The organism is Candidatus Portiera aleyrodidarum (assembly GCF_000953295.1).
In the GTDB taxonomy this organism is placed as follows: Bacteria; Pseudomonadota; Gammaproteobacteria; order Johnevansiales; family Johnevansiaceae; genus Portiera; species Portiera aleyrodidarum_A.
The window spans coordinates 87,109-108,112 of record NZ_LN649255.1 but is presented as its reverse complement, the minus strand read 5'-3'; the positions used below and the strand labels follow the sequence as shown (position 1 = coordinate 108,112).

17 protein-coding genes, 1 tRNA gene, 3 rRNA genes and 1 pseudogene are annotated in these 21,004 nt (G+C 30.5%); 20 read left to right on the top strand and 2 right to left on the bottom strand.

Going from position 1 to position 21,004, the window contains the following annotated elements; translation table 11 throughout:
• Window positions 1–5: 5 nt before the first annotated feature.
• Both PAD_RS00525 and PAD_RS00520 read left to right on the top strand, forming a co-directional pair.
• Window positions 6–932, top strand: a complete 927-nt coding sequence (locus PAD_RS00525) for an RluA family pseudouridine synthase (protein ID WP_219848780.1) — start codon at window positions 6–8, stop codon at window positions 930–932.
• Between the two features lie 33 nt (window positions 933–965).
• The gene (locus tag PAD_RS00520) at window positions 966–2,837 is read left to right on the top strand and encodes an AAA family ATPase (RefSeq protein WP_219848779.1); all 1,872 of its coding nucleotides are present in this window, start codon (window positions 966–968) and stop codon (window positions 2,835–2,837) included.
• Here the strand turns inward: PAD_RS00520 and PAD_RS00515 are convergent.
• Window positions 2,820–3,446, bottom strand: coding sequence for a MarC family NAAT transporter (locus tag PAD_RS00515; protein WP_219848778.1), 627 nt, complete (start codon window positions 3,444–3,446; stop codon window positions 2,820–2,822). The two genes, PAD_RS00520 and PAD_RS00515, sit on opposite strands and share 18 nt — an antisense overlap.
• Before the next feature lie 152 nt (window positions 3,447–3,598).
• Between PAD_RS00515 and ilvB the strand changes: the two genes are divergently transcribed.
• From ilvB to lysS, 10 genes and pseudogenes are all read left to right on the top strand, one after another.
• Window positions 3,599–5,329 (top strand): biosynthetic-type acetolactate synthase large subunit, encoded by a 1,731-nt coding sequence (ilvB, locus tag PAD_RS00510; protein ID WP_219848777.1) that lies wholly within the window; start codon window positions 3,599–3,601, stop codon window positions 5,327–5,329.
• Between the two features lie 6 nt (window positions 5,330–5,335).
• On the top strand, window positions 5,336–5,821 hold the full coding sequence (gene ilvN / locus PAD_RS00505) for an acetolactate synthase small subunit (RefSeq protein WP_219848776.1): 486 nt from the start codon (window positions 5,336–5,338) through the stop codon (window positions 5,819–5,821).
• A gap of 24 nt (window positions 5,822–5,845) precedes the next feature.
• Window positions 5,846–6,862 (top strand): ketol-acid reductoisomerase, encoded by a 1,017-nt coding sequence (gene ilvC / locus PAD_RS00500; RefSeq protein ID WP_219848775.1) that lies wholly within the window; start codon window positions 5,846–5,848, stop codon window positions 6,860–6,862.
• Between the two features lie 19 nt (window positions 6,863–6,881).
• Complete coding sequence (rpsP, locus tag PAD_RS00495; RefSeq protein WP_219848774.1) at window positions 6,882–7,118, top strand: 30S ribosomal protein S16; 237 nt, start codon at window positions 6,882–6,884, stop codon at window positions 7,116–7,118.
• The gene (gene rimM / locus PAD_RS00490) at window positions 7,115–7,609 is read left to right on the top strand and encodes a ribosome maturation factor RimM (protein WP_258172087.1); all 495 of its coding nucleotides are present in this window, start codon (window positions 7,115–7,117) and stop codon (window positions 7,607–7,609) included. Before rpsP ends, rimM begins: the two co-directional genes overlap by 4 nt.
• 27 nt (window positions 7,610–7,636) lie before the next feature.
• Window positions 7,637–7,993 carry a 50S ribosomal protein L19 gene (gene rplS, locus PAD_RS00485; RefSeq protein ID WP_219848773.1) on the top strand — a complete coding sequence of 119 codons (357 nt, stop codon included), beginning with the start codon at window positions 7,637–7,639 and terminating at the stop codon, window positions 7,991–7,993.
• Window positions 7,994–8,010: 17 nt separating this feature from the next.
• Entirely contained in the window at window positions 8,011–9,291 is a 1,281-nt protein-coding gene (locus tag PAD_RS00480) for a homoserine dehydrogenase (RefSeq protein ID WP_219848772.1), read from the top strand.
• A gap of 31 nt (window positions 9,292–9,322) precedes the next feature.
• Window positions 9,323–10,705, top strand: a complete 1,383-nt coding sequence (gene thrC / locus PAD_RS00475) for a threonine synthase (RefSeq protein ID WP_219848822.1) — start codon at window positions 9,323–9,325, stop codon at window positions 10,703–10,705.
• A gap of 98 nt (window positions 10,706–10,803) precedes the next feature.
• Window positions 10,804–11,754: pseudogene (gene prfB, locus PAD_RS00470) on the top strand (peptide chain release factor 2); the annotation flags it as partial.
• 1 nt (window position 11,755) lies between these two features.
• Window positions 11,756–13,243, top strand: a complete 1,488-nt coding sequence (gene lysS, locus PAD_RS00465; RefSeq protein WP_219848821.1) for a lysine--tRNA ligase — start codon at window positions 11,756–11,758, stop codon at window positions 13,241–13,243.
• On the opposite strand, the gene rsmD is transcribed toward lysS, so the two are convergent.
• Window positions 13,214–13,798 (bottom strand): 16S rRNA (guanine(966)-N(2))-methyltransferase RsmD, encoded by a 585-nt coding sequence (gene rsmD / locus PAD_RS00460; protein WP_219848770.1) that lies wholly within the window; start codon window positions 13,796–13,798, stop codon window positions 13,214–13,216. The genes lysS and rsmD overlap by 30 nt on opposite strands.
• A 98-nt stretch (window positions 13,799–13,896) precedes the next feature.
• On the opposite strand from rsmD, the gene rpoH reads away from it, so the two are divergent.
• The 8 genes from rpoH to rrf all read left to right on the top strand — a co-directional run bounded on the left by rpoH (window position 13,897) and on the right by rrf (window position 20,995).
• A complete protein-coding gene (gene rpoH, locus PAD_RS00455; protein WP_219848769.1) occupies window positions 13,897–14,751 on the top strand; it encodes an RNA polymerase sigma factor RpoH in 855 nt (284 codons plus the stop codon).
• A gap of 9 nt (window positions 14,752–14,760) precedes the next feature.
• On the top strand, window positions 14,761–15,000 hold the full coding sequence (rpmB, locus tag PAD_RS00450; RefSeq protein ID WP_219848768.1) for a 50S ribosomal protein L28: 240 nt from the start codon (window positions 14,761–14,763) through the stop codon (window positions 14,998–15,000).
• Window positions 14,997–15,146: a 50S ribosomal protein L33 gene (rpmG, locus tag PAD_RS00445; RefSeq protein WP_219848767.1), complete on the top strand. Its 150-nt coding sequence runs from the start codon at window positions 14,997–14,999 to the stop codon at window positions 15,144–15,146. The genes rpmB and rpmG overlap by 4 nt, the downstream gene beginning before the upstream one ends.
• Complete coding sequence (gene trpS, locus PAD_RS00440; RefSeq protein WP_219848766.1) at window positions 15,147–16,121, top strand: tryptophan--tRNA ligase; 975 nt, start codon at window positions 15,147–15,149, stop codon at window positions 16,119–16,121.
• 111 nt (window positions 16,122–16,232) lie between these two features.
• Window positions 16,233–17,783, top strand: a 16S ribosomal RNA gene (locus PAD_RS00435).
• A 42-nt stretch (window positions 17,784–17,825) separates the two neighbouring features.
• Window positions 17,826–17,898, top strand: a tRNA-Ile gene (locus PAD_RS00430).
• A gap of 38 nt (window positions 17,899–17,936) precedes the next feature.
• Window positions 17,937–20,838 (top strand): 23S ribosomal RNA (locus PAD_RS00425).
• Window positions 20,839–20,879: 41 nt separating this feature from the next.
• Window positions 20,880–20,995 (top strand): 5S ribosomal RNA (gene rrf / locus PAD_RS00420).
• The 16S, 23S and 5S rRNA genes sit together here with 1 tRNA gene alongside, the layout of an rRNA operon.
• Window positions 20,996–21,004 lie beyond the last annotated feature (9 nt).

The window sequence follows — 21,004 nt, the reverse complement described above, 5'->3', positions numbered from 1 at the left end:
GATATATGAGAACTATTAAATATATTCCAAGTAATCTGCATGGGATGAGATTAGATAAAGCATCAAGTGAATTATTTAATTTTTCTAGAGAAAAAATTAAATATTTTATTAATAAGAGAAAATTAATAGTAGATGGTTTTCCAGCTAAGCCAAAGGAGAAAATAAATGAAGGACAATGTCTTGCATTATTATCATTTAATAAAGATTATTTAGTTGAGAAAGTATTGAAATCAGAAAAGCTTAAAATAGATATAATTTATGAAGATAAAGATTTAATGGTGATAAATAAAAAACCGGGGTTAGTGGTTCATCCTTCAAAAGGAAATCTAAAAGGAACTTTAGTTAATGCAATCTTGGATTGTTACCCAGAATTAAGAAAATTGCCCCGAGCTGGTTTGGTACATCGTATAGATAAAGATACTAGTGGTTTACTAATAATTGCTAAAACTTTAGTAACATATAAAAAATTAATTAAACAAATAAAATATAAAAGCATAATTAGAGAATATGATGCATTAGTAATAGGTAAAGTATTTACAGGTGGTTCCATAAAAACAAAAATAGGTCGTCATTTTAAAAATAGAAAAAGGAAAATTGTAAGAAGTGATGGAAAAGTAGCAAGAACACATTACAGAGTAATTGAAAAGTTTAAATCACATACTTATCTACGTTGTTGGTTAGAAACAGGGCGAACCCATCAAATTAGAGTACATATGGATTATATAAATAGATCATTAATAGGGGATTATATATATTTTAAAAAAAAGATATTACCTAATTTTAATAGACAGGCTTTGCATGCTCATTGTTTACAGTTTGAACATCCTACAAAAAATGAAAAAATTAAATTAAAAGTAAAATTGCCAAAAGATATGAAATATTTATTAAATAGATTGCGTTATAATAATATCTATTCAAGAAGTAAAAAATAATCACTAGTTAAAGAATAATTAAAAATGTATATTATGGATATTACAAAAAGTGCATTAAAAGGAAAATTTGATTCATTAATTGGTAGGGAGGCTGAAATCCGCAGAATAATTCAAGTTTTACAGAAACGGACTAAAAATATACCTTTAATTATTGGAGAATCAGGAGTTGGGAAAACAGCAATTGTAGAAATATTAGCTAAACGTATTATTAATGGTGATGTTCCACAAAGTATTAAAAATAAAAAAATATATTCTATCGATATGGGAGCTTTAATTTTTGAAGCTAAATTAAGAGTAGATTTTGAAGAGAAGATAAAATCAGTAATTAAAAACTTAAGTAAAGAAGGTAAAGGTCGTATTATATTATTTATAGACAATATTGCTGGATTAGTAAAATATACCAGATATTTAGGAAATATGTTATATAGAGAGAAAGTTAATTGTGTTGGAGCTACTACATTTTTTGAGTATATAAAATTTTTAGAAAAAGATATTGTATTAAATAGAATGTTTCAAAAAATTATGGTATCTGAACCGTCGCAAGAAGATACAATAGTTAGATTACGTAGGTTAAAAAAAAGATATGAACTGCATCACTGTGTAAATCTAACAACTGGAGCTATTTTAGCAGCAGTAAAATTATCAAATCGGTATATTACTAACAGAAAATTACCAGAGAAAGCTATTGATTTAATAGATGAGGCTGCGTCTTTGAGACGGATGGGGAGAGATTATTATAAAACAGAAGTATTTGATAAAATAGAATGGAATTTGATTCAATTAAAAATTGAAAGAGAAGTTATTGAAAGAGAAGTTATTGAAAGAGAAAAATATAATTATTCTAAGAAAATTTTAAGTATATTGAAAAATAAAATAAAAGAAATAAGTAAAGAATGTAATTCAAAAAAAGATTTATTAAATGGAGCATCTGCTTATAGAATTATATATGGGTTAGAAAAAAAAAAAGAAAATAAGCAAGATTTAACAGAAGAAGAAATTGCAGAAGTACTTTCAATATTTACAGGAATACCTATTGCAAAGATATTAGAAAGTGAAATCGAAAAACTTAAAAAAATGGAAGATGTCTTGCATAAGAGAATAATTGGTCAAATTGAAGCAGTTCATACAGTTTGTAATTCCGTGAGGCGTATTTCTATTCCAGGTAGGAAAAATAAAAATAAGATTTGTTCTTTTTTATTTATTGGGCCAACAGGTGTAGGAAAAACAGAATTATGTAAAGTTTTATCGGATTTAATTTTTAATACAGAAGAAATAGTACGTATTGATTTGTCTGATAAGAATTATATTTCAAGATTATTCTTTATTAGACCTTTTTCAGTTATCTTGCTTTACAATGTAGATCAATTTAATAGTAAGATATTAATACAAATATTAGAAACTGGGATTTTTATTGATAATGAGGGCCGTCATGTCTATTTTAGAAATACAATTATTATTATAATAACAAATTTAGGAAATGAAATTATTAAGAGATTGGCTGGAGAATCATATACTCAACTAAATTTTGTAGTTATGGAATTAGTTACTGCTCATTTTAATCCTGATTTTATAAAAATTATTGATGACTTCGTAATATTTAATTCTTTATTTATTAATGAAATTAATAGTATTGTTTCTATAAAAATCAAGAAATTAAAAACCCGGTTAGCTAAAAAAAATATAAAATTAGAACTTACACAAGATGTTTTAGAAAAAATATCCTCTTTTGGATTTTCTCCAGTATATGGAGCAAGCCCGATAAAAAAAGTAATTCAAAAAATATTAGAAAAACCTATATCAAAAGCAATGTTGTATGGAACTTTTATTAAAGGAGATATTATTAAGGTTGTACTTGAAAAGGATCAATTTGTATTTAGAAAGGAGATATTATCTCAGAATCAATAAGACTATATCAAGAAGACCTGTAATTACAAATTGTACTCCCATACAACTTAATAGAAACCCCAGAATCCGAGAAATAGCATCAAGACCTGAGTTACCAATTAATTTAAAGATTTTTTTAGCACTTAATAAACTAATTAAAAAAATAAATGAAATTAAGGCTGTAATAGTAAATATTACACAATGTATAATTAGTGTTGAAGGGAATTTTGAAGATGAATTAATAATTAAAGCGATAGTACCTGGCCCAATAGTACCAGGTAAAGCTAGAGGAACAAAAGATATATCTTGTTTATTATTTTTTTCTTTTATAGAAGAATTATTTAAATTAAATAACATTTTAAATCCAATATAAAATAAAATTATACCTCCAGTAATACGTAAACCATTAAGAGAAATACCAAAAGCATTTATAATTTCATTACCAGCATAAAAACAAATCAACATTAGAATTGCTACATAAAAAGTAGCAAAATATATTTGTTTATTACGTTCATAAGTATTTAGTTTCTTACCCAAGATTAATAATAAAGTAGTGCTAGTGAGTGGGTTAGCTACAGGTAATAAAGTTATAAAACCTATTATAACATAATGTATATATTCTAATAACATAATTACTTATCCAAAGAGTTTAAAGTAAATAAAAATTATATTAGCATAAAAAAAATGGAATTAATAGAACTATGTTATTATTTAATACTTGAAAGCTTCTTTTTTATTTATTAAACTAAAAAAAGTTATTTAGTATTTAAGGGAGCTTAAAATTGGAATTATTATCAGGAGCTGATATGATAATACGCTTTATGAAAGATGAAGGCGTAAAATATATATATGGTTACCCAGGTGGAGCTGCTCTTCATATTTATGATGCTTTATTCCGACAAGATGAAGTCAAACATATTTTGGTTCGGCATGAACAAGCTGCTACTCATATGGCAGATGGGTACGCAAGAGCTAGTGGAAAACCAGGTGTAGTATTAGTTACATCAGGACCAGGTGCTACTAATGCAGTAACAGGGATCGCAACTGCATATATGGATTCTATACCAATGGTAATCCTTTGTGGTCAGGTTGTAAGTAAATTAATAGGAGAAGATGCATTTCAAGAAACAGATATAGTAGGAGTAACAAGGCCAATAGTAAAACATAGTTTTACTATTCGTGATACTGCTGATATACCTCTCATATTAAAAAAAGCATTTTATATAGCTAGCTCAGGTAGATTAGGGCCTGTTTTAGTAGATATTCCCAAAGATATGACCTCTCCTCATGATTTGTATGAGTATATTTATCCTAAGAAGTTGAATATAAGATCTTTTAATAAAGAAAATAATATTAAAAAAAATATAAAAAAAGCATTGAAATTATTATATAAAGCAGAACGACCTGTATTATTTGCTGGGGGAGGTGCAATAACAGGTGAAGCTAGTAAATTAATAATTAAAGTTGCTAAATTACTTTTTATACCTGTTATTACGTCCTTGATGGGAATTGGGGCATTTCCACAAAGTGATTTTCAATGTCTAGGTTGGGCAGGTATGCATGGTTCTTTTGAAGCTAATAATGCTATGCATAATTCAGATATTATCTTTTGTATAGGTGCTAGATTTGATGACAGGGTAACTAATAATACAGAAAAATTTTGCCCTAATGCTAAAGTAATTCATATAGATATTGATCCGTGTTCTATTTCTAAGACTATATTAGCAGATGTACCTATTGTAGGTTCTGCTAAGAAAGTATTAACAGTAATGTTAAAAAAAATAAAAAAGAATTATAATAAAAATAAGATTGAGATTAGAAAAAAAAAATTGGAAAATTGGTGGAAATGTATAAATGAATGGATATCAAATAGAGATGGGAACTTATATAAAACAACTACTAAAAGAGATTTAATTAAACCGCAACAAGTAATAGAAGCTGTATATAAACTAACAAAAGGAGAAGCTTATATAGCAACTGATGTAGGTCAACATCAAATGTTCACGGCTCAATATTATAAGTTTAATAAACCTAATAGGTTTATAACATCTGGAGGTTTAGGAACAATGGGTTTTGGTTTGCCAGCAGCAATGGGAATTAAATTAAGTTTTCCTAAAGAACAAGTTGTATTGTTTACTGGAGAAGGAAGTTTTCAAATGATGATGCAAGAATTATCAACATGTAAACAATTTGATATTTCATTAAAAATAATACACTTAAATAATGGTACTCTAGGTATGGTAAGGCAATGGCAAGATATAAATTATAAATCCAGGCATGCTAATTCTTATGTTGAATCTTTACCTGAATTTCATAGTTTATTTGAAGCGTATGGATTTAAAGCAATATCTGTAAAATTAATAGAAGAATTAGAACCAGCTTTAGAAAAAGTATTTTTAAATAAAAATGAGTTAGTATTTATAAATATCTATATCGACCCACATGAACACGTATATCCAATGCAAAGACCATTAGGAGCTATTAATGATATGTTACTTTCAAAATTGGAGTAATATCATATGCGTCATATAATATCAATATTATTAGAAAACGAACCAGGAGCGTTATCTAAAATAGTTGGAGTATTTTCACAACGAAATTTTAATATTGAAACTCTTAATGTTGCTCATACTGAAGATATAACGTTATCTAGATTAACGTTAACTACAAATGGAGAAGCACGTGTAATAGAGCAAATTATAAAGCAATTAAATAAATTAGTAGATGTCGTGCAAATATTAGATTTAACAGAAGTATCTCATATAGCTAGAGAATTAATGTTAATAAAAGTTAAAGCATTTACAAATGAGATGCGGGCAGAAATTAAAAGAATTACAGAAATTTTTAGAGCTAATATTGTCGATGTAACTACAAAAGATTTTATAATACAAATAACTGGTGATGAAGAAAAATTAGATGCATTTATTAGGGCAATAGTAGGGATTTCAGAAGTAGTACGAACTGGAGTTTCTGGTATTACTCGTGTATTGAGTAAAGAAAAATAAATAAATTATAAAAGGTAAAATTAAATGAAAATATATTATGATAAAGATTGTAATAAATCTTTAATTAAACAAAAAAAAGTAGTTGTAATAGGTTATGGATCACAAGGAAATGCTCATGCTAATAATTTAAAAGATTCAGGAGTTAATGTAACAGTAGCATTATATTCTGGTTCAAAATCATGGAAAAAAGCAGAAGCAGTTAATTTAAAAGTAGAATTAATAGAAAAATCTATTATAGATTCAGATATTGTAGTTATGTTAGTTCCAGATGAATTACAAAAAAAAATTTATTATCGGTATGTAGAAAAGAAGTTAAAAAAAGGTGCAGTATTAATTTTTGCTCATGGTTTTAATATTCATTATAAACAAATAGAACCAAGGGAAGATATAGACATAATAATGGTTGCCCCAAAAGCACCTGGACATACAGTACGTTCGACTTACCTAAAGGGAACTGGCGTACCTAGTATAATTGCAATTTATAAAGATAAATCAGGTCAAGCTAAAGATATAGCCTTATCTTACGCAAGTGCTATTGGGAGCGGAAGAGCAGGGATTATTCAAACGAGTTTTAAAGAAGAAACAGAAACAGATTTATTTGGAGAACAAGCAGTCTTGTGTGGCGGGATCACATCATTAATAGTATCAGGATTTGAAACTTTAGTAGAAGCAGGATATTCAGCAGAACTGGCTTATTTTGAATGTTTACATGAATTAAAACTTATAGTTGATTTAATATATGAAGGTGGTTTGAGTGAGATGCGTTATTCAATATCTAATACAGCTGAATATGGGGATTATGTAACAGGGCCAAAAATTATAAATAAAGAAACAAAAAAAGTAATGAAAAAAGTATTATCTGATATACAAAATGGGAAGTTTGCTAAAGATTTTATTCTTGAAAAAAAATCAGGATTTACTTTACTTAAAACTAACCGTAGTATTAATTCAGAACATGAGATTGAAAAAATTGGAAAAAAATTACGTAGAATGATGCCATGGATTTACAAAAATAAAATTATAGATAAAAATAAAAATTAATAAAATTAAAGGGAGATTTATGGTAAAGATACGACTGTCTCGTAGAGGTTGTAAAAATAGACCTTTTTATCATATTTATGTTAAAGATTCTAGGAGATCTCGTGATGGTAGATTTATTGAAAAATTAGGATATTTTAATCCTTTAGTTCAAGGTGAAGAAAGATTAAGTATTAACCACATTAGATTAGATTATTGGAAAAATAAAGGTGCAAAAATTTCAGATAGGGTTTTATTTTTATTAAAAAAATATAAGTGAATCTTAAAAATAATTTAGTAATGGGAATTATAACTAAAACTTATGGTGTTAAAGGGTGGGTAAAAATTTACTCTTATACAACTCCAATATGTAATATAATTGACTACAGTAGATTATGGATATTAGAAATAAAAGGAAAAAATATATATTTTAAAGTAAAACATATATATTTAGTTAATAGATTTATTCTTGTGCAATTAAACGGAATTAAAACACGTGAAAAAGCAAAAGCTATTATTGGATCTTTAATAAAGTTGCCAAATAAGATCTTACCTAAATTACCAAAAGGAGAATATTATTGGTATCAACTTGAAAAGTTAAATGTTTTTAATAAAGAAAAAAAATATATAGGCAAGGTAAATTATATTTTTGTAACAGGGGCTAATGATGTTTTAGTAGTAAATAATAAAAAAAATTCAAAAGAATATCTTTTACCAACCAGTGTTATTAATAATGTAGATATAATTAAAGGTATAATAATAGTAAATTGAATGAAAAAAAGTTTGGAGTGAAATACGATGAGGAATAAATTGATTCAAGAAATAGAATTAGAACAAATGAAAAAAAAATTAATACCAAAAATTAAAACAGGAGATACAGTTATTGTACAAGTAAAAGTTATTGAAGGTTCGATAGAAAGATTACAAGCTTTTGAAGGAATAGTTATTGGTAAACGCAATAGGGGTTTAAATTCTTCTTTTATAGTACGTAAAATAAATAATGGAAAAGGAATAGAACGTACATTCAAAACTTATAGTACAAGTATATTTAGTATAAAAATTAATAGAAAAGGTGATGTTCGTAAATCTAAACTTTACTATCTTCGTAATCGGAAAGGTAAAACGGCACGTATTAAAGAAAAAATAAAAAAATAAGTTAATATTTGGGGAATATGAAATTGATACGAGTAGGGATTTGTGGTTTAGGAACTGTTGGTGGAGGGACATTTAATATATTAAAAAGGAATTATAATGAAATCTTTCGTAGAATAGGTCGTCCTCTAATAATCGAACAGATAGGTACACGGAGTGATAATTCAATGTGTGATTTAACAGGTATTAAAGTAACTAAAAATATTTTTGAAGTAGTACGAAACCCTAAGATTGATGTAATAGTAGAGTTAATTGGGGGCTGTAATGTAGCTAAGAAACTTGTATTAGAAGCTATTAAAAATAATAAGCACGTTGTAACAGCAAATAAAGCAATGATTGCATTACATGGACAAGAAATTTTTTATGCAGCTGAAAAAAGAGGTATAATGGTAGCATTTGAAGCGGCAGTAGCTGGAGGTATACCAATAATCAAATCGTTACGTGAGGGTTTAGGTGCTAATAGGATTAAGAGTATTATTGGAATTATAAATGGGACAGTAAATTATATACTTACTAATATGAAAAAAGGTAAAAGTTATGAAGAAATACTTAATAAAGCTAAATTGTTAGGATATGCGGAAGAAGATCCAACTTTAGATGTAGAAGGTTTTGATGCAGCACATAAATTAACAATTTTAGCGTCTCTTGCTTATGGGGTGAATTTACAATTTGAAAAAATTTATATTGAAGGTATAAAAAGTCTAACTATAGAAGATGTAAAACAAGCAGAGAAATTAGGATATAAAATAAAACATTTGGGGATTTCTAAACGTACTAAAAAAGGAATAGAATTACGGGTTCATCCTGCTATGGTACCAAAAAAAAGATTAATAGCAAATGTGAATGGAGTAAAAAATGCAATAGAAATAAATGGAGATGCAGTAGGTCCAACTTTATATTATGGTAGAGGTGCTGGGTCCGAACCAACAGCATCAGCTATTGTAGCAGATTTATTAGATGTATATAGAGATATTTTTACAAAACATAATTATCGGACTCCATATTTAGCTTTTAGTGATATTGAAAAATTACCTATTTTACCAATAGATCAAATTATTACAGAATATTATTTGAGATTTCTGCTTATCAGTTTGAAGATGATAGCAAAGGTAGCAAAGATTTTTTATAAACAAGGAATAAGAATTAAGCAACTAATACAAAAAAAAACGGGAAAGTCAATTGTTATTATTATCTTAACTTATAGTACAAAAGAATCAAATATAGATTTAGTTATAGGAAAAATCAAATCAACACATAAAATATTAGGACCTATAACAAGAATTAGGGTTGAAAACTTTTAATTTTGATGAAAAATATTTATGGATGGTAAAAATGCGTTATATTAGTACACGAGGTGAAGCACCTATACTTTCTTTTGAAGAAACTGTAATGTCAGGTTTAGCTCTAGATGGCGGGTTGTATGTTCCAGAAAAAATACCTAAATTTACACATAGAGATTTAATAGAATTAAATAATTGTTCATATGCTGAATCAGCTTTTCGTATAATGCGTCTTTTTATTGATGATATTGATGATAAGACTTTAAAAATTTTAATAAAAAAAAGTTATACAAGATTTAAGAGTGATGCAATTGTGCCTCTAAAGCAAATAGGAAAAAATAATTTTTTATTAGAATTATTTAATGGTCCAACATTAGCATTTAAAGATATAGCATTACAATTCATGGGTTATTTAATTGACTATTTTTTAACTAAACGTGATGAAAAAGCAGTAGTAATGGGAGCAACTTCAGGAGATACGGGATCAGCTGCTATTTCAGGTTTTTGTTATTGTAATAATTTAGAAATATTCATTTTACATCCTGATAAAATGATATCAGAAATACAAAGAAGACAAATGACTACAGTAAAAAAAGATAATGTACATAATATAGCTATTAAAGGAAATTTTGATGATGCCCAGGCAATAGTTAAAGAAAGTTTTAAGAAAAATTGTTTTATTAAAGGAAGAAGGTTAATTGCTATAAACTCGATAAACTGGGCACGTATTTTAGCACAAATAGTATATTATATAGTTTCAGCAATTTCAGTTGGAGCTCCGTATCGAGAAATAAGTTTTACAGTTCCTACTGGAAATTTTGGAAATATTTTTGCAGGGTATCTAGCTTCTAAAATGGGATTGCCTATTAAGCAATTAGTTATTGCAACTAATTCTAATAATATATTGCATCGAATAATAGAGTATAATGATTTTTCTATAAATAATTTAGTTAATACCATAGCTCCTGCTATGGATATAGTTGTTTCTTCTAATTTTGAACGGTTACTTTTTTATGCGTATAAGAAAAATTCAAATGCTATTAAAGCTTTATTTAATAAATTTAATAAGAAAAATTCTACTATAATAGATGAAAAACCTTTAAGCAAATTAAGAAATATATTTTATAGTACAAGTGTAAATGATAAAATGATTTTGTCTGTTATACGTAAGATTTATAAACGTAATGGGGTTATTGTTGACCCACATACAGCTATTGGGTTAATAGCTGCTGAAAGATGTAATACTTACCCAGGAATACCTATGATAAGTCTGGCTACAGCTCATCCAGCAAAATTTTATGAGACAGTTCTTAAAGCAGGAATTGAAATATATTTACCTAGTTCAATTAAAGAATTATTAAAAAAAGAAGAGAGATATTGTATTTTACCTGCTAATCTAAAGAAGGTACATAATTATATGTTTAGTGTATTGTAATATAAAATAAGGATATAAAATATATATGTATGAAAATATACAAAAATTAAAAATAAAAATAAAAAATTTATATGACCGGTATTCTAAAATTAAGGATTATCTTTGATAAGAAAGAATATAAATTTAAAAAAATAAAAAATAATTGGGTTAAAAATATTATAAATAAAATTCTTAATGAATTATTTAATAATACAGAGTTATTACAGTTAGCTATAATGGAATCAGATAAAAACACGTTATTTTTAATTAAAGAAGATTTAATAATCTTAGAAAGAAATTTATCAAAATTAGAATGTATTCTTATATTTTCAGGCAAACTGGATATAAATAATGCTTATTTAGAAATTCAAGCAGGTTCTGGTGGAATAGAATCACAAGATTGGTCAAATATGTTGTTACGTATGTATTTAAGATGGGCTTTAAGTCATAAGTTTAAAACTGAAATAATAAATTTAACAATAGGTGAAAAAGCAGGTATAAAATCTGCAACTTTACATATAAAAGGGGAATATGCATTTGGCTGGATACGGACTGAAAAAGGGATTCATAGGTTAGTACGCAAAAGTCCTTTTGATTCAAATAACCGTCGACATACTTCATTTTCATCAGTATTTATTTATCCAGAAATTGAAAAAAATATAAAAATAAATATAAATATAGAAGATTTAAGAATAGATACTTATAGATCTAGTGGGGCAGGAGGTCAGCATGTTAATACAACTGATTCTGCTGTTAGAATTACACATATTCCAACAAATATAGTAGTTTCATGTCAAACAGAGCGCTCCCAACATAGTAACAAAGAACGTGCTATGAAAATGTTGAAAACAAAATTATATGAGATTGAAAAAAAAAAAAGAGCAAATGAAAAAAATATAATAGAAAAAACTAAAGCAGGAATCTGTTGGGGAAATCAAATTCGTTCATATGTGTTAGATTCTCAAAGAATTAAGGATTTACGTACAGGAATACAAAAAAATAATTGTGAAAAAGTATTAAATGGTGATTTAGATATATTTATTGAAGCAAGTCTCAAGCAAGGATTATAAATTGATTATAAAAAATTCTTTAATAAGAGAACGTATTGATAAACTGAAAGGATTACGTGAAAAAACAAGAAAAAAAGGAAAAAGTGCATTTCCTAATGATTTTCGTCGTGATAGTATTTCAAATAATTTAAAAAAAGATTTTGGAAAAAAGAAAAAAGAAGAATTAGTAAAATTTAAATATACTGCATATGTAGCTGGACGTGTTATGCGTAAAAGGGGACCTTTTATAATTATACAAGATGTAAGTAGTAAGATTCAGCTTTATATAGATAAAAAAAGAATTTCTAATGAATTGTATAAAAATATTAAAGAATGGGATATTGGTGATATTATTGGAGCTCTAGGGGGAATTAATAAATCTAATAAAGGAGAAATTTATTTATTAGTAAAAAAAGCTTATATTTTAACTAAATGTATAAGACCTTTACCAGATAAATTTCATGGTATAAAAGATCAAGAAATTAAATATAGAGCTCGATATTTAGATTTGATTATGAATAAAGAAGTACGGAAAAGATTTATTATTCGAACTCGGGTTATCTCTTATATTAGAAAATTTTTAAATGAGCTTGATTTTCTGGAAGTAGAAACACCTATATTACACTCAAAACCAGGTGGTGCTTTAGCAAAACCATTCGTAACTTATAATAATTCATTAAATATAAAAATGTATTTACGGATTGCGCCAGAACTTTATCTAAAACGGTTGGTTGTTGGGGGATTTGAACGGGTATTTGAAATTAATAAAAATTTTCGTAATGAAGGCATATCAACTTGGCATAATCCTGAATTTACTATGTTAGAATTTTATTGGGCTTTTGCAGATTATAATGATTTGATGAAACTTACAGAAAATTTGATTAGATTTGTAGCTAATGAAACATTAGGAACAACTAATATTAATATAGGAAAAAAAAAATTTGTTGATTTATCAGAACCTTTTGATTGTTTAAGTATGCAAGAATCTATAAGAAAATATGGTAAAAAGTTTTCAATTATTAAATCTGATTTAGAAAATTTAGAAAACTTGCTTTATTTGTCTAAACGGATTGGAATTAGTGTAGATAATTATAATAATTATGGTTTATTGCTTAATAAAATATTTGAAGTAATTGTAGAAAGAAAACTAATAAAACCAACGTTTATTACTGAATATCCTGTTGAAATTAGTCCTTTAGCTAGAAGGAAAGATAATAATTCAAATATAACTGAAAGATTCGAATTATTTATAGGAGGTAGAGAAATAGCTAATGGATTTTCTGAATTAAATGATTATATAGAACAATCTAAAAGATTTAAATTACAGAGTAAAAAAAAAGATATTAATGATATGTTTTATTATGATAATGATTATATACGTGCCTTAGAATACGGACTGCCCCCAACAGCTGGCCAAGGTTTAGGTATTGATCGTCTTATTATGATTCTTACAAATAAAGATTCAATTCGTGATGTATTATTATTTCCTTTTATGCGTCAAATTAGATAAGGCTCGCCGATAAAGAAGTATATGAGATTTTCCATAGTAAGTTTCTTTATATAATCTCCAGGAGTTAGGTAAAAAAAATAAATCTAATTTAGATTCTACTTCTAAATATATTAATGAATTATCATTAACCCACCCGTTTGATTCTAATAAGTTACAAGTAGGATATGCTAACCCGTGATAAAAAGGGGGATCTATAAAAACTAAATCAAAAGATATATAAGCTAATTTATTAATATAAGTAATAGAATTATTTTTTATTATTTTAATAGAGTTTAATTTTTTTATTTTTTTTCTATTAATGTATAAATAGTTAATTAAATATTTTTTATTTTCAATAAAAACTACATGTTTTGCGCCTCTAGAAATAGATTCAAAACCTAATGAACCACTCCCTGCGTATAAATCTAAAATATTTTTATTTTTTATATAATTTATTGTTATCCAATTAAATAATGTTTCTCTTACACTAATTAAAGTAGGTCGAATACCTGGGAGAATTCTAGCTGTAAATTTAAGGGAACTACGTTTATTATTACCACCTATTAATCTAATCATATTGATCCTTTAATAAATAATATAAAAATTATGATATAATTTCAAATTAAATAATTTATTTTAGGAGTAAAAATTTTTAGTGGAATGATGAGTAGGCTATGATAAAAATTTATCCAGAAAAAAATATAAATGGTTATATTCAAACCGTGATAGGAATACCATTACTTACAGCTAAAGAAGAACATGATTTAGCAATAAGATTAAGAAAGAAAGGAGATTTAGAAGCAGCTCGTTGTTTAGTAATGTCTAATTTACGGTTTGTAGTTCATATTGCACGGACTTATTCTGGATATGGATTACAGCAATCTGATATTATTCAAGAAGGTAATGTAGGTTTAATGAAAGCAGTAAAACGTTTTGATCCTTCTCATGGTGTGAGGTTAGTTTCTTTTGCTATACATTGGATAAAAGCTGAAATACATGAATATGTTTTAAGAAATTGGAGGATTGTAAAAGTAGCTACTACAAAATCTCAACGTAAATTATTTTTTAATTTAAGAAGTGCAAAAAAACGTTTTAATTGGTTAAATAATGATGAAATAAAAGCAATAGCTAATGATCTTAATGTAAATCCTAATGTAGTTAGAGAAATGGAAGGTAGATTATCATCAAATGATTCTGGTTTTGATAATCAAATTGAAGATAAAGAAAATAATAATAAATATCAAAATCCTTCTAATTATATTGAAGATTCAAGATTTGATCCTGCTATATTATTAGAAAAATATGATTTCGAAAAATATACTTTCAGACGGTTATATGTAGCTTTAAATAAACTTGATGAACGTGTAAGAGATATTTTAAAGCAACGTTGGTTGAATGAACAAAAAGCAACATTACATGAATTAGCTGATATTTATGGTGTATCAGCTGAAAGGATCCGTCAATTAGAAAAAAGCGCAATAAAAAAAATAAAAAATTATATTAAGATGTCAATAAAAAAAAATAAATAAGGAAAATAAATGGCTAAAAAATGCCAAGTAACTTATAAAAAACCAATGCAAGGTAATAATGTTTCTCATTCAAATAGAAAAACACGTAGAAGATTTATGCCTAATTTACAAAATCATCGATTTTGGATAAATAATAAAAATCGTTATATTAAATTACGTATTTCTACAAAAGGTATGCGTATATTAGATAAATATGGGATAGAAAAAATATTAAATAAAAAAAAGATTATATTGGATAAATTGTTATGAGAAAAAAAATAAAGTTAGTTTCTACTCTAGGAACTGGTCATTTTTATTCAACTTATAAAAATAAAAGGAATAATCCTAAGAAATTAGAATTAAAAAAATATGATCCAAAAATACGTAAACATGTTATTTATCGTGAATCTAAATAAATGGAGAAATTAAATTTAATTAGTGGAATTACTCCAAATGGAGCTCCTCATTTAGGAAATTATATTGGGGCTCTACGTCCTTCAGTTGATTTTAGTAGAAATATAAATATAAAATCATATTATTTTATTGCTGATTTACATGCTTTAATAAAATTAAAAGATCCTAAAAAAATAAAGAAATATAAAATAGAAATATTGGCAGCTTGGTTAGCAATTGGGTTGGACCCAAATAAAGTAATTTTATATTGTCAATCAGCTATACCAGAAATTACTGAATTAATGTGGTTTTTATTTTGTATTTGTTCTAAAGGTTTATTAAATAGAGCTCATGCTTTTAAGTCATTATTTATAACTGAAAAAAATTATATTAATATGGGTTTATATAGTTATCCTTTACTTATGGCTGCTGATATTTTATTGTTTCATGCAAATTTTGTTTTAGTAGGAAATGATCAACTTCAACATATCGAAATAACAAGAGATATTGCTTTAAGATTTAATAAAATTTATGGAAAATATTTTATTTTACCAAAAATAAAAGTAGATAAAAAAAATAAACTTCTAAATGGTTTAGATGGCCGAAAAATGTCTAAAAGTTATGGTAATACTATACCTTTATTTTGTACAGAAAAAACATTATATAATATGATAATTAAAATAAAAACTAATTCAAGTAAAGCGAGTGATCCTAAAAATATAAAAAATTGTACTTTATTTCAAATATACTCAGCATTTGCAAGTAAAAAAGAAATTAATTATTTAAAAAATAAATATAATGAAGGTATAAGTTGGATTAAAGTAAAAAAAATAGTTTTTGATTATATAAATGAATCATTACGTTATTCAAGAGATACTTATTTAAGACTTTTAAAAGATTATACGTATCTAAAAAAAATACTTAAAAAAGGAGAAAATATAGCACGAGATAAAGCAAATATAATTATATCAGAATTAAAAAAAATAGTAATTAAATAAGAATTTAAAATTGACAATATAAAAAAATTATATATAAATAATATCTATTTAAGATTTAAAATTAAGTAGGTACTTGGTTCAGATAAAGACCAAAAAAAAAGAGAAAAAAAGTAAAGAAAGAGTTTGATCATGGCTCAGATTGAACGCTGGCGGCAGACCTAACACATGCAAGTCGAGCGGCAACAGAAAATAATTAAATAACTTATTTTGCTGGCAAGCGGCGAACGGGTGAGTAAAACATGGAGATCTACCTAATAGTGGGGAATAACGTATAGAAATGTACGCTAATACCGCATAAGTCTTACGAGACAAAGCAGGGGATTGATAATCAACCTTGCGCTAATAGATGAATCTATGTCGGATTAGCTAGTTGGTAGAGTAAAAGCCTACCAAGGTGACTATCCGTAGCTGGTCTGAGAGGATGACCAGCCACACTGGGACTGAGATACGGCCCAGACTTCTAAGGGAGGCAGCAGTGGGGAATCTTGGACAATGGGGGAAACCCTGATCCAGTCATGCCGCGTGTGTGAAGAAGGCCTTAGGGTTGTAAAGCACTTTCAGCGAGGAAGAAATATTATAAACTAATAATTTATAAAAATGACGGTACTCGCAGAAGAAGCACCGGCTAACTACGTGCCAGCAGCCGCGGTAAAACGTAGGGTGCAAGCGTTAATCGGAATTACTGGGCGTAAAGGGCATGTAGGCGGTATTTTAAGCATTGTGTGAAATACCTAGGCTTAACCTAGGAACGGCATAATGAACTGAAGAACTAGAGTGCAGTAGAGGAAGGTAGAATTCCAGGTGTAGCGGTGAAATGCGTAGATATCTGGAGGAATACCAGTGGCGAAGGCGGCCTTCTGGACTGACACTGACGCTGAGGTGCGAAAGCGTGGGTAGCAAACAGGATTAGATACCCTGGTAGTCCACGCCGTAAACTATATCAACTAGCCGTTGGATTATTAAATAATTTAGTGGCGAAGCTAACGCGATAAGTTGATCGCCTGGGAAGTACGGCCGCAAGGCTAAAACTCAAATGAATTGACGGGGGCCCGCACAAGCGGTGGAGCATGTGGTTTAATTCGATGCAACGCGAAGAACCTTACCTACTCTTGACATCCAAAGAAATTTTCAGAGATGAAAATGTGCCTTCGGGAACTTTGAGACAGGTGCTGCATGGCTGTCGTCAGCTCGTGTTGTGAAATGTTGGGTTAAGTCCCGTAACGAGCGTAACCCTTGTCCTTATTTGCCAGTGCGTAATGGCGGGAACTTTAAGGAGACTGCTGGTGAAAAACCGGAGGAAGGTGGGGACGACGTCAAGTCATCATGGCCTTTATGAGTAGGGCTACACACGTGCTACAATGGCGAAGACAAAGGGTCGCAAAACGGTAACGTGAAGCTAATCCCAGAAAGATTGTCTCAGTTCGGATTGGAGTCTGCAACTCGACTCCATAAAGTAGGAATCGCTAGTAATCGTGAATCAGAATGTCGCGGTGAATACGTTCTCGGGCCTTGTACACACCGCCCGTCACACCATGGGAGTGAATGGCACCAGAAGTGGCTAGTTTAACCTAATGGAGAACAGTTACTACGGTGTGTTTCATGACTGGGGTGAAGTCGTAACAAGGTAGCAGTAGGGGAACCTGCGGCTGGATCACCTCCTTAACAGTTATAGTCTTTATGAACTAAGTACTTACATATAGTAGTGGGTCTGTAGCTCAGATGGAAGAGCACACTCCTGATAAGAGTGAGGTCGGTAGTTCAAGTCTGCCCAGACCCAAAAGAATTAAATAGACTCTTAAAAGGTTATTAAATTGTGATAAAGCGATTAAGCGCATATGGTGGATGCCTAGGCAGTCAAAGGCGATGAAAGACGTGACAGCCTGCGTTAAACGCCGGTTAGGTGGCGAGTAACTTATAACCCGGCGAATTCTGAATAGGGTAACCTACTGAAAAGACAGGATCTGTAGGGGAAGATATAACTTACAGAAGCAAACCAAGGGAACTGAAACATCTAATTACCTTGAGGAAAAGAAATCAAATGAGATTCCCTTAGTAGTGGCGAGCGAAAAGGGAAAAGCCCATTAAGCAATTATATAAGTTAGATAAAACAGATGGAAAGCTGTACCAGAGTAGGTGATAGTCCTGTAATTTAAAACTTATTAATTGTGAAATAGAGTAGGTCGGGGCACGAGAAACCTTGACTGAAGAAGGGGGGACCATCCTCCAAGGCTAAATACTATTGACTGACCGATAGTGAACAAGTACCGTGAGGGAAAGGTGAAAAGAACCCTAGTTAAGGGAGTGAAATAGATCCTGAAACCGTATGCGTACAAGCAGTGGAAGCCTAAAAAATCAAGGTAACTGCGTACCTTTTGTATAATGGGTCAGCGAGTTATTTTCGGTAGCAAGCTTAACCGGATAGGGGAGGCGCAGGGAAACCGAGTCTTAAATGGGCGTATAGTTGCCGGAAATAGACCCGAAACCGAGCGATCTATCCATGAGCAGGTTGAAAATTAAGTAACATTAATTGGAGGACCGAACCGGGGTCTGTTGAAAAAGACTCGGATGACTTGTGGATCGGAGTGAAAGGCTAATCAAGCTCGGAGATAGCTGGTTCTCCTCGAAAGCTATTTAGGTAGCGCCTTATGTATTACCATTGGGGGTAGAGCACTGTTTCGGGGGAGAGTCATCTAGACTTACTAAAACGAGGCAAACTACGAATACCAATGAGTGCAGCATAGGAGACACACTATGGGTGCTAACATCCATAGTGGAAAGGGAAAGAACCCAGACCGTCAGCTAAGGTCCCAAAATCTTAGTTAAGTGGAAAACGATGTGGGAAGACTAAGACAGCTAGGAGGTTGGCTTAGAAGCAGCCACCCTTTAAAGAAAGCGTAATAGCTCACTAGTCTAGTTCTCCAGCGCGGAAAATATAACGGGGCTAAAACTAAGTGCCGAAGCTACGGGTTTATATTGAAAATATAAGCGGTAGAGGAGCGTTGTGTAAGTCTGGGAAGGTATATTGTAAAGTATACTGGAGATATCACAAGTGCGAATGCTGACATGAGTAACGATAAGGGATGTGAGAAACATCCCCGCCGAAAAACTAAGGTTTTCTGTTCCACGTTAATCGAAGCAGAGTTAGTCGGTCCTAAGGTGAGGCTGAAAAGCGTAATCGATGGAAAACTGGTTAATATTCCCGTACCATATGTATATTGCGATGGGGTGACGGAGAAGGCTAGGCGAGCCCAGCGGTGGTTGTCTGGGTAAAAATATGTAGGTTTAGAAATTAGGTAAATCCGATTTCTTAATAAAACTAAGGTATGAAACGAAACTAACTTATTAAAGTTAGTGAAGTCGTTGAAGCCATGCTTCCAGGAAAAACCTCTAAGCGTCAGATTACATATGACCGTACCACAAACCGACACAGGTGGTTAAGTAGAGTATACTAAGGCGTTTGAGAGAACTCGGGTGAAGGAACTAGGCAAAATGGCACCGTAACTTCGGGAGAAGGTGCGCCGAATTATTGTAAAACCTATAAACAGGTAAAGCAAGAATCGGTCGAAGATACCAGGTGGCTGCAACTGTTTATTAAAAACACAGCACTCTGCTAACGCGTAAGCGGATGTATAGAGTGTGACGCCTGCCCAGTGCTGGAAGGTTAATTGAGAGGGTAAGCTATAACAAGCAAAGCTCTTAATCGAAGCCCCAGTAAACGGCGGCCGTAACTATAACGGTCCTAAGGTAGCGAAATTCCTTGTCGGGTAAGTTCCGACCTGCACGAATGGCGTAATGATGGCCACACTGTCTCCATCCGAGACTCAGTGAAATTGAAATTGCTGTGAAGATGCAGTATACCCACGGTAAGACGGAAAGACCCCGTGAACCTTTACTATAGCTTCATATTGAAAGTGGAGATTATTTGTGTAGGATAGCTGGGAGACAGTGAAGTAAAACCGCTAGGTTTTATAGAGTCAGCCTTGAAATACCAGCCTAATATTATTTACTTTCTAACTTAATACCGTTATCCGGTATAAGGACAGTGTGTGGTGGGTAGTTTGACTGGGGCGGTCTCCTCCCAAAGAGTAACGGAGGAGCGCAAAGGTACCCTCAGTACGGTCGGAAATCGTACGTAGAGTGTAAGAGCATAAGGGTGCTTAACTGCGAGACCAACAAGTCGAGCAGATACGAAAGTAGGTTCTAGTGATCCGGTGGTTGCTGTATGGAAGGGCCATCGCTCAACGAATAAAAGGTACTCCGGGGATAACAGGCTAATACCGCCCAAGAGTTCACATCGACGGCGGTGTTTGGCACCTCGATGTCGGCTCATCACATCCTGGGGCTGAAGCAGGTCCCAAGGGTATGGCTGTTCGCCATTTAAAGTGGTACGCGAGCTGGGTTTAGAACGTCGTGAGACAGTTCGGTCCCTATCTACCGCGGGCGTAGGAAGTTTGAGAAGAGCTATTCTTAGTACGAGAGGACCAGAGTGGACGAACCACTGGTGTTCCGGTTGTCATGCCAATGGCATAGCCGGGTAGCTAAGTTCGGAAGGGATAACTGCTGAAAGCATATAAGCGGGAAGCCCACTTCAAGATAAGACTTCCCAGGGTAATACCCCTAAAGGACCCTTGAAGATGACGAGGTTGATAGGCACGGTGTGGAAGAGTGGTAAACACTTTAAGCTAACGTGTACTAATAGTCCGTGAGGCTTTATCATACATAGTACCTGAAAGAGTCTGTTTATTTAAAAAGATTTAGCTTGACGATTATAGTTGGTGGGACCAACCTGATACCATTCCGAACTCAGAAGTTAAATCACCTAACGCCGAAGGTAGTATGAGGTTCTCCTCATGTGAGACTAGGTTTCGTCAGGCTATTATAAA

What these genes read in the sequence shown, in the direction of transcription:
- PAD_RS00480 (WP_219848772.1), top strand. Translation starts at nt 8,011, where the DNA reads ATGAAATTGATACGAGTAGGGATTTGTGGTTTAGGAACTGTTGGTGGA.
- rpmB (WP_219848768.1), top strand. Translation starts at nt 14,761, where the DNA reads ATGGCTAAAAAATGCCAAGTAACTTATAAAAAACCAATGCAAGGTAAT.
- ilvN (WP_219848776.1), top strand. Translation starts at nt 5,336, where the DNA reads ATGCGTCATATAATATCAATATTATTAGAAAACGAACCAGGAGCGTTA.
- rpmG (WP_219848767.1), top strand. Translation starts at nt 14,997, where the DNA reads ATGAGAAAAAAAATAAAGTTAGTTTCTACTCTAGGAACTGGTCATTTT.
- PAD_RS00525 (WP_219848780.1), top strand. Translation starts at nt 6, where the DNA reads ATGAGAACTATTAAATATATTCCAAGTAATCTGCATGGGATGAGATTA.
- rpsP (WP_219848774.1), top strand. Translation starts at nt 6,882, where the DNA reads ATGGTAAAGATACGACTGTCTCGTAGAGGTTGTAAAAATAGACCTTTT.
- trpS (WP_219848766.1), top strand. Translation starts at nt 15,147, where the DNA reads ATGGAGAAATTAAATTTAATTAGTGGAATTACTCCAAATGGAGCTCCT.
- ilvC (WP_219848775.1), top strand. Translation starts at nt 5,846, where the DNA reads ATGAAAATATATTATGATAAAGATTGTAATAAATCTTTAATTAAACAA.
- PAD_RS00520 (WP_219848779.1), top strand. Translation starts at nt 966, where the DNA reads ATGGATATTACAAAAAGTGCATTAAAAGGAAAATTTGATTCATTAATT.
- rsmD (WP_219848770.1), bottom strand. Translation starts at nt 13,798, where the DNA reads ATGATTAGATTAATAGGTGGTAATAATAAACGTAGTTCCCTTAAATTT.
- PAD_RS00515 (WP_219848778.1), bottom strand. Translation starts at nt 3,446, where the DNA reads ATGTTATTAGAATATATACATTATGTTATAATAGGTTTTATAACTTTA.
- rpoH (WP_219848769.1), top strand. Translation starts at nt 13,897, where the DNA reads ATGATAAAAATTTATCCAGAAAAAAATATAAATGGTTATATTCAAACC.
- thrC (WP_219848822.1), top strand. Translation starts at nt 9,323, where the DNA reads ATGCGTTATATTAGTACACGAGGTGAAGCACCTATACTTTCTTTTGAA.
- rplS (WP_219848773.1), top strand. Translation starts at nt 7,637, where the DNA reads ATGAGGAATAAATTGATTCAAGAAATAGAATTAGAACAAATGAAAAAA.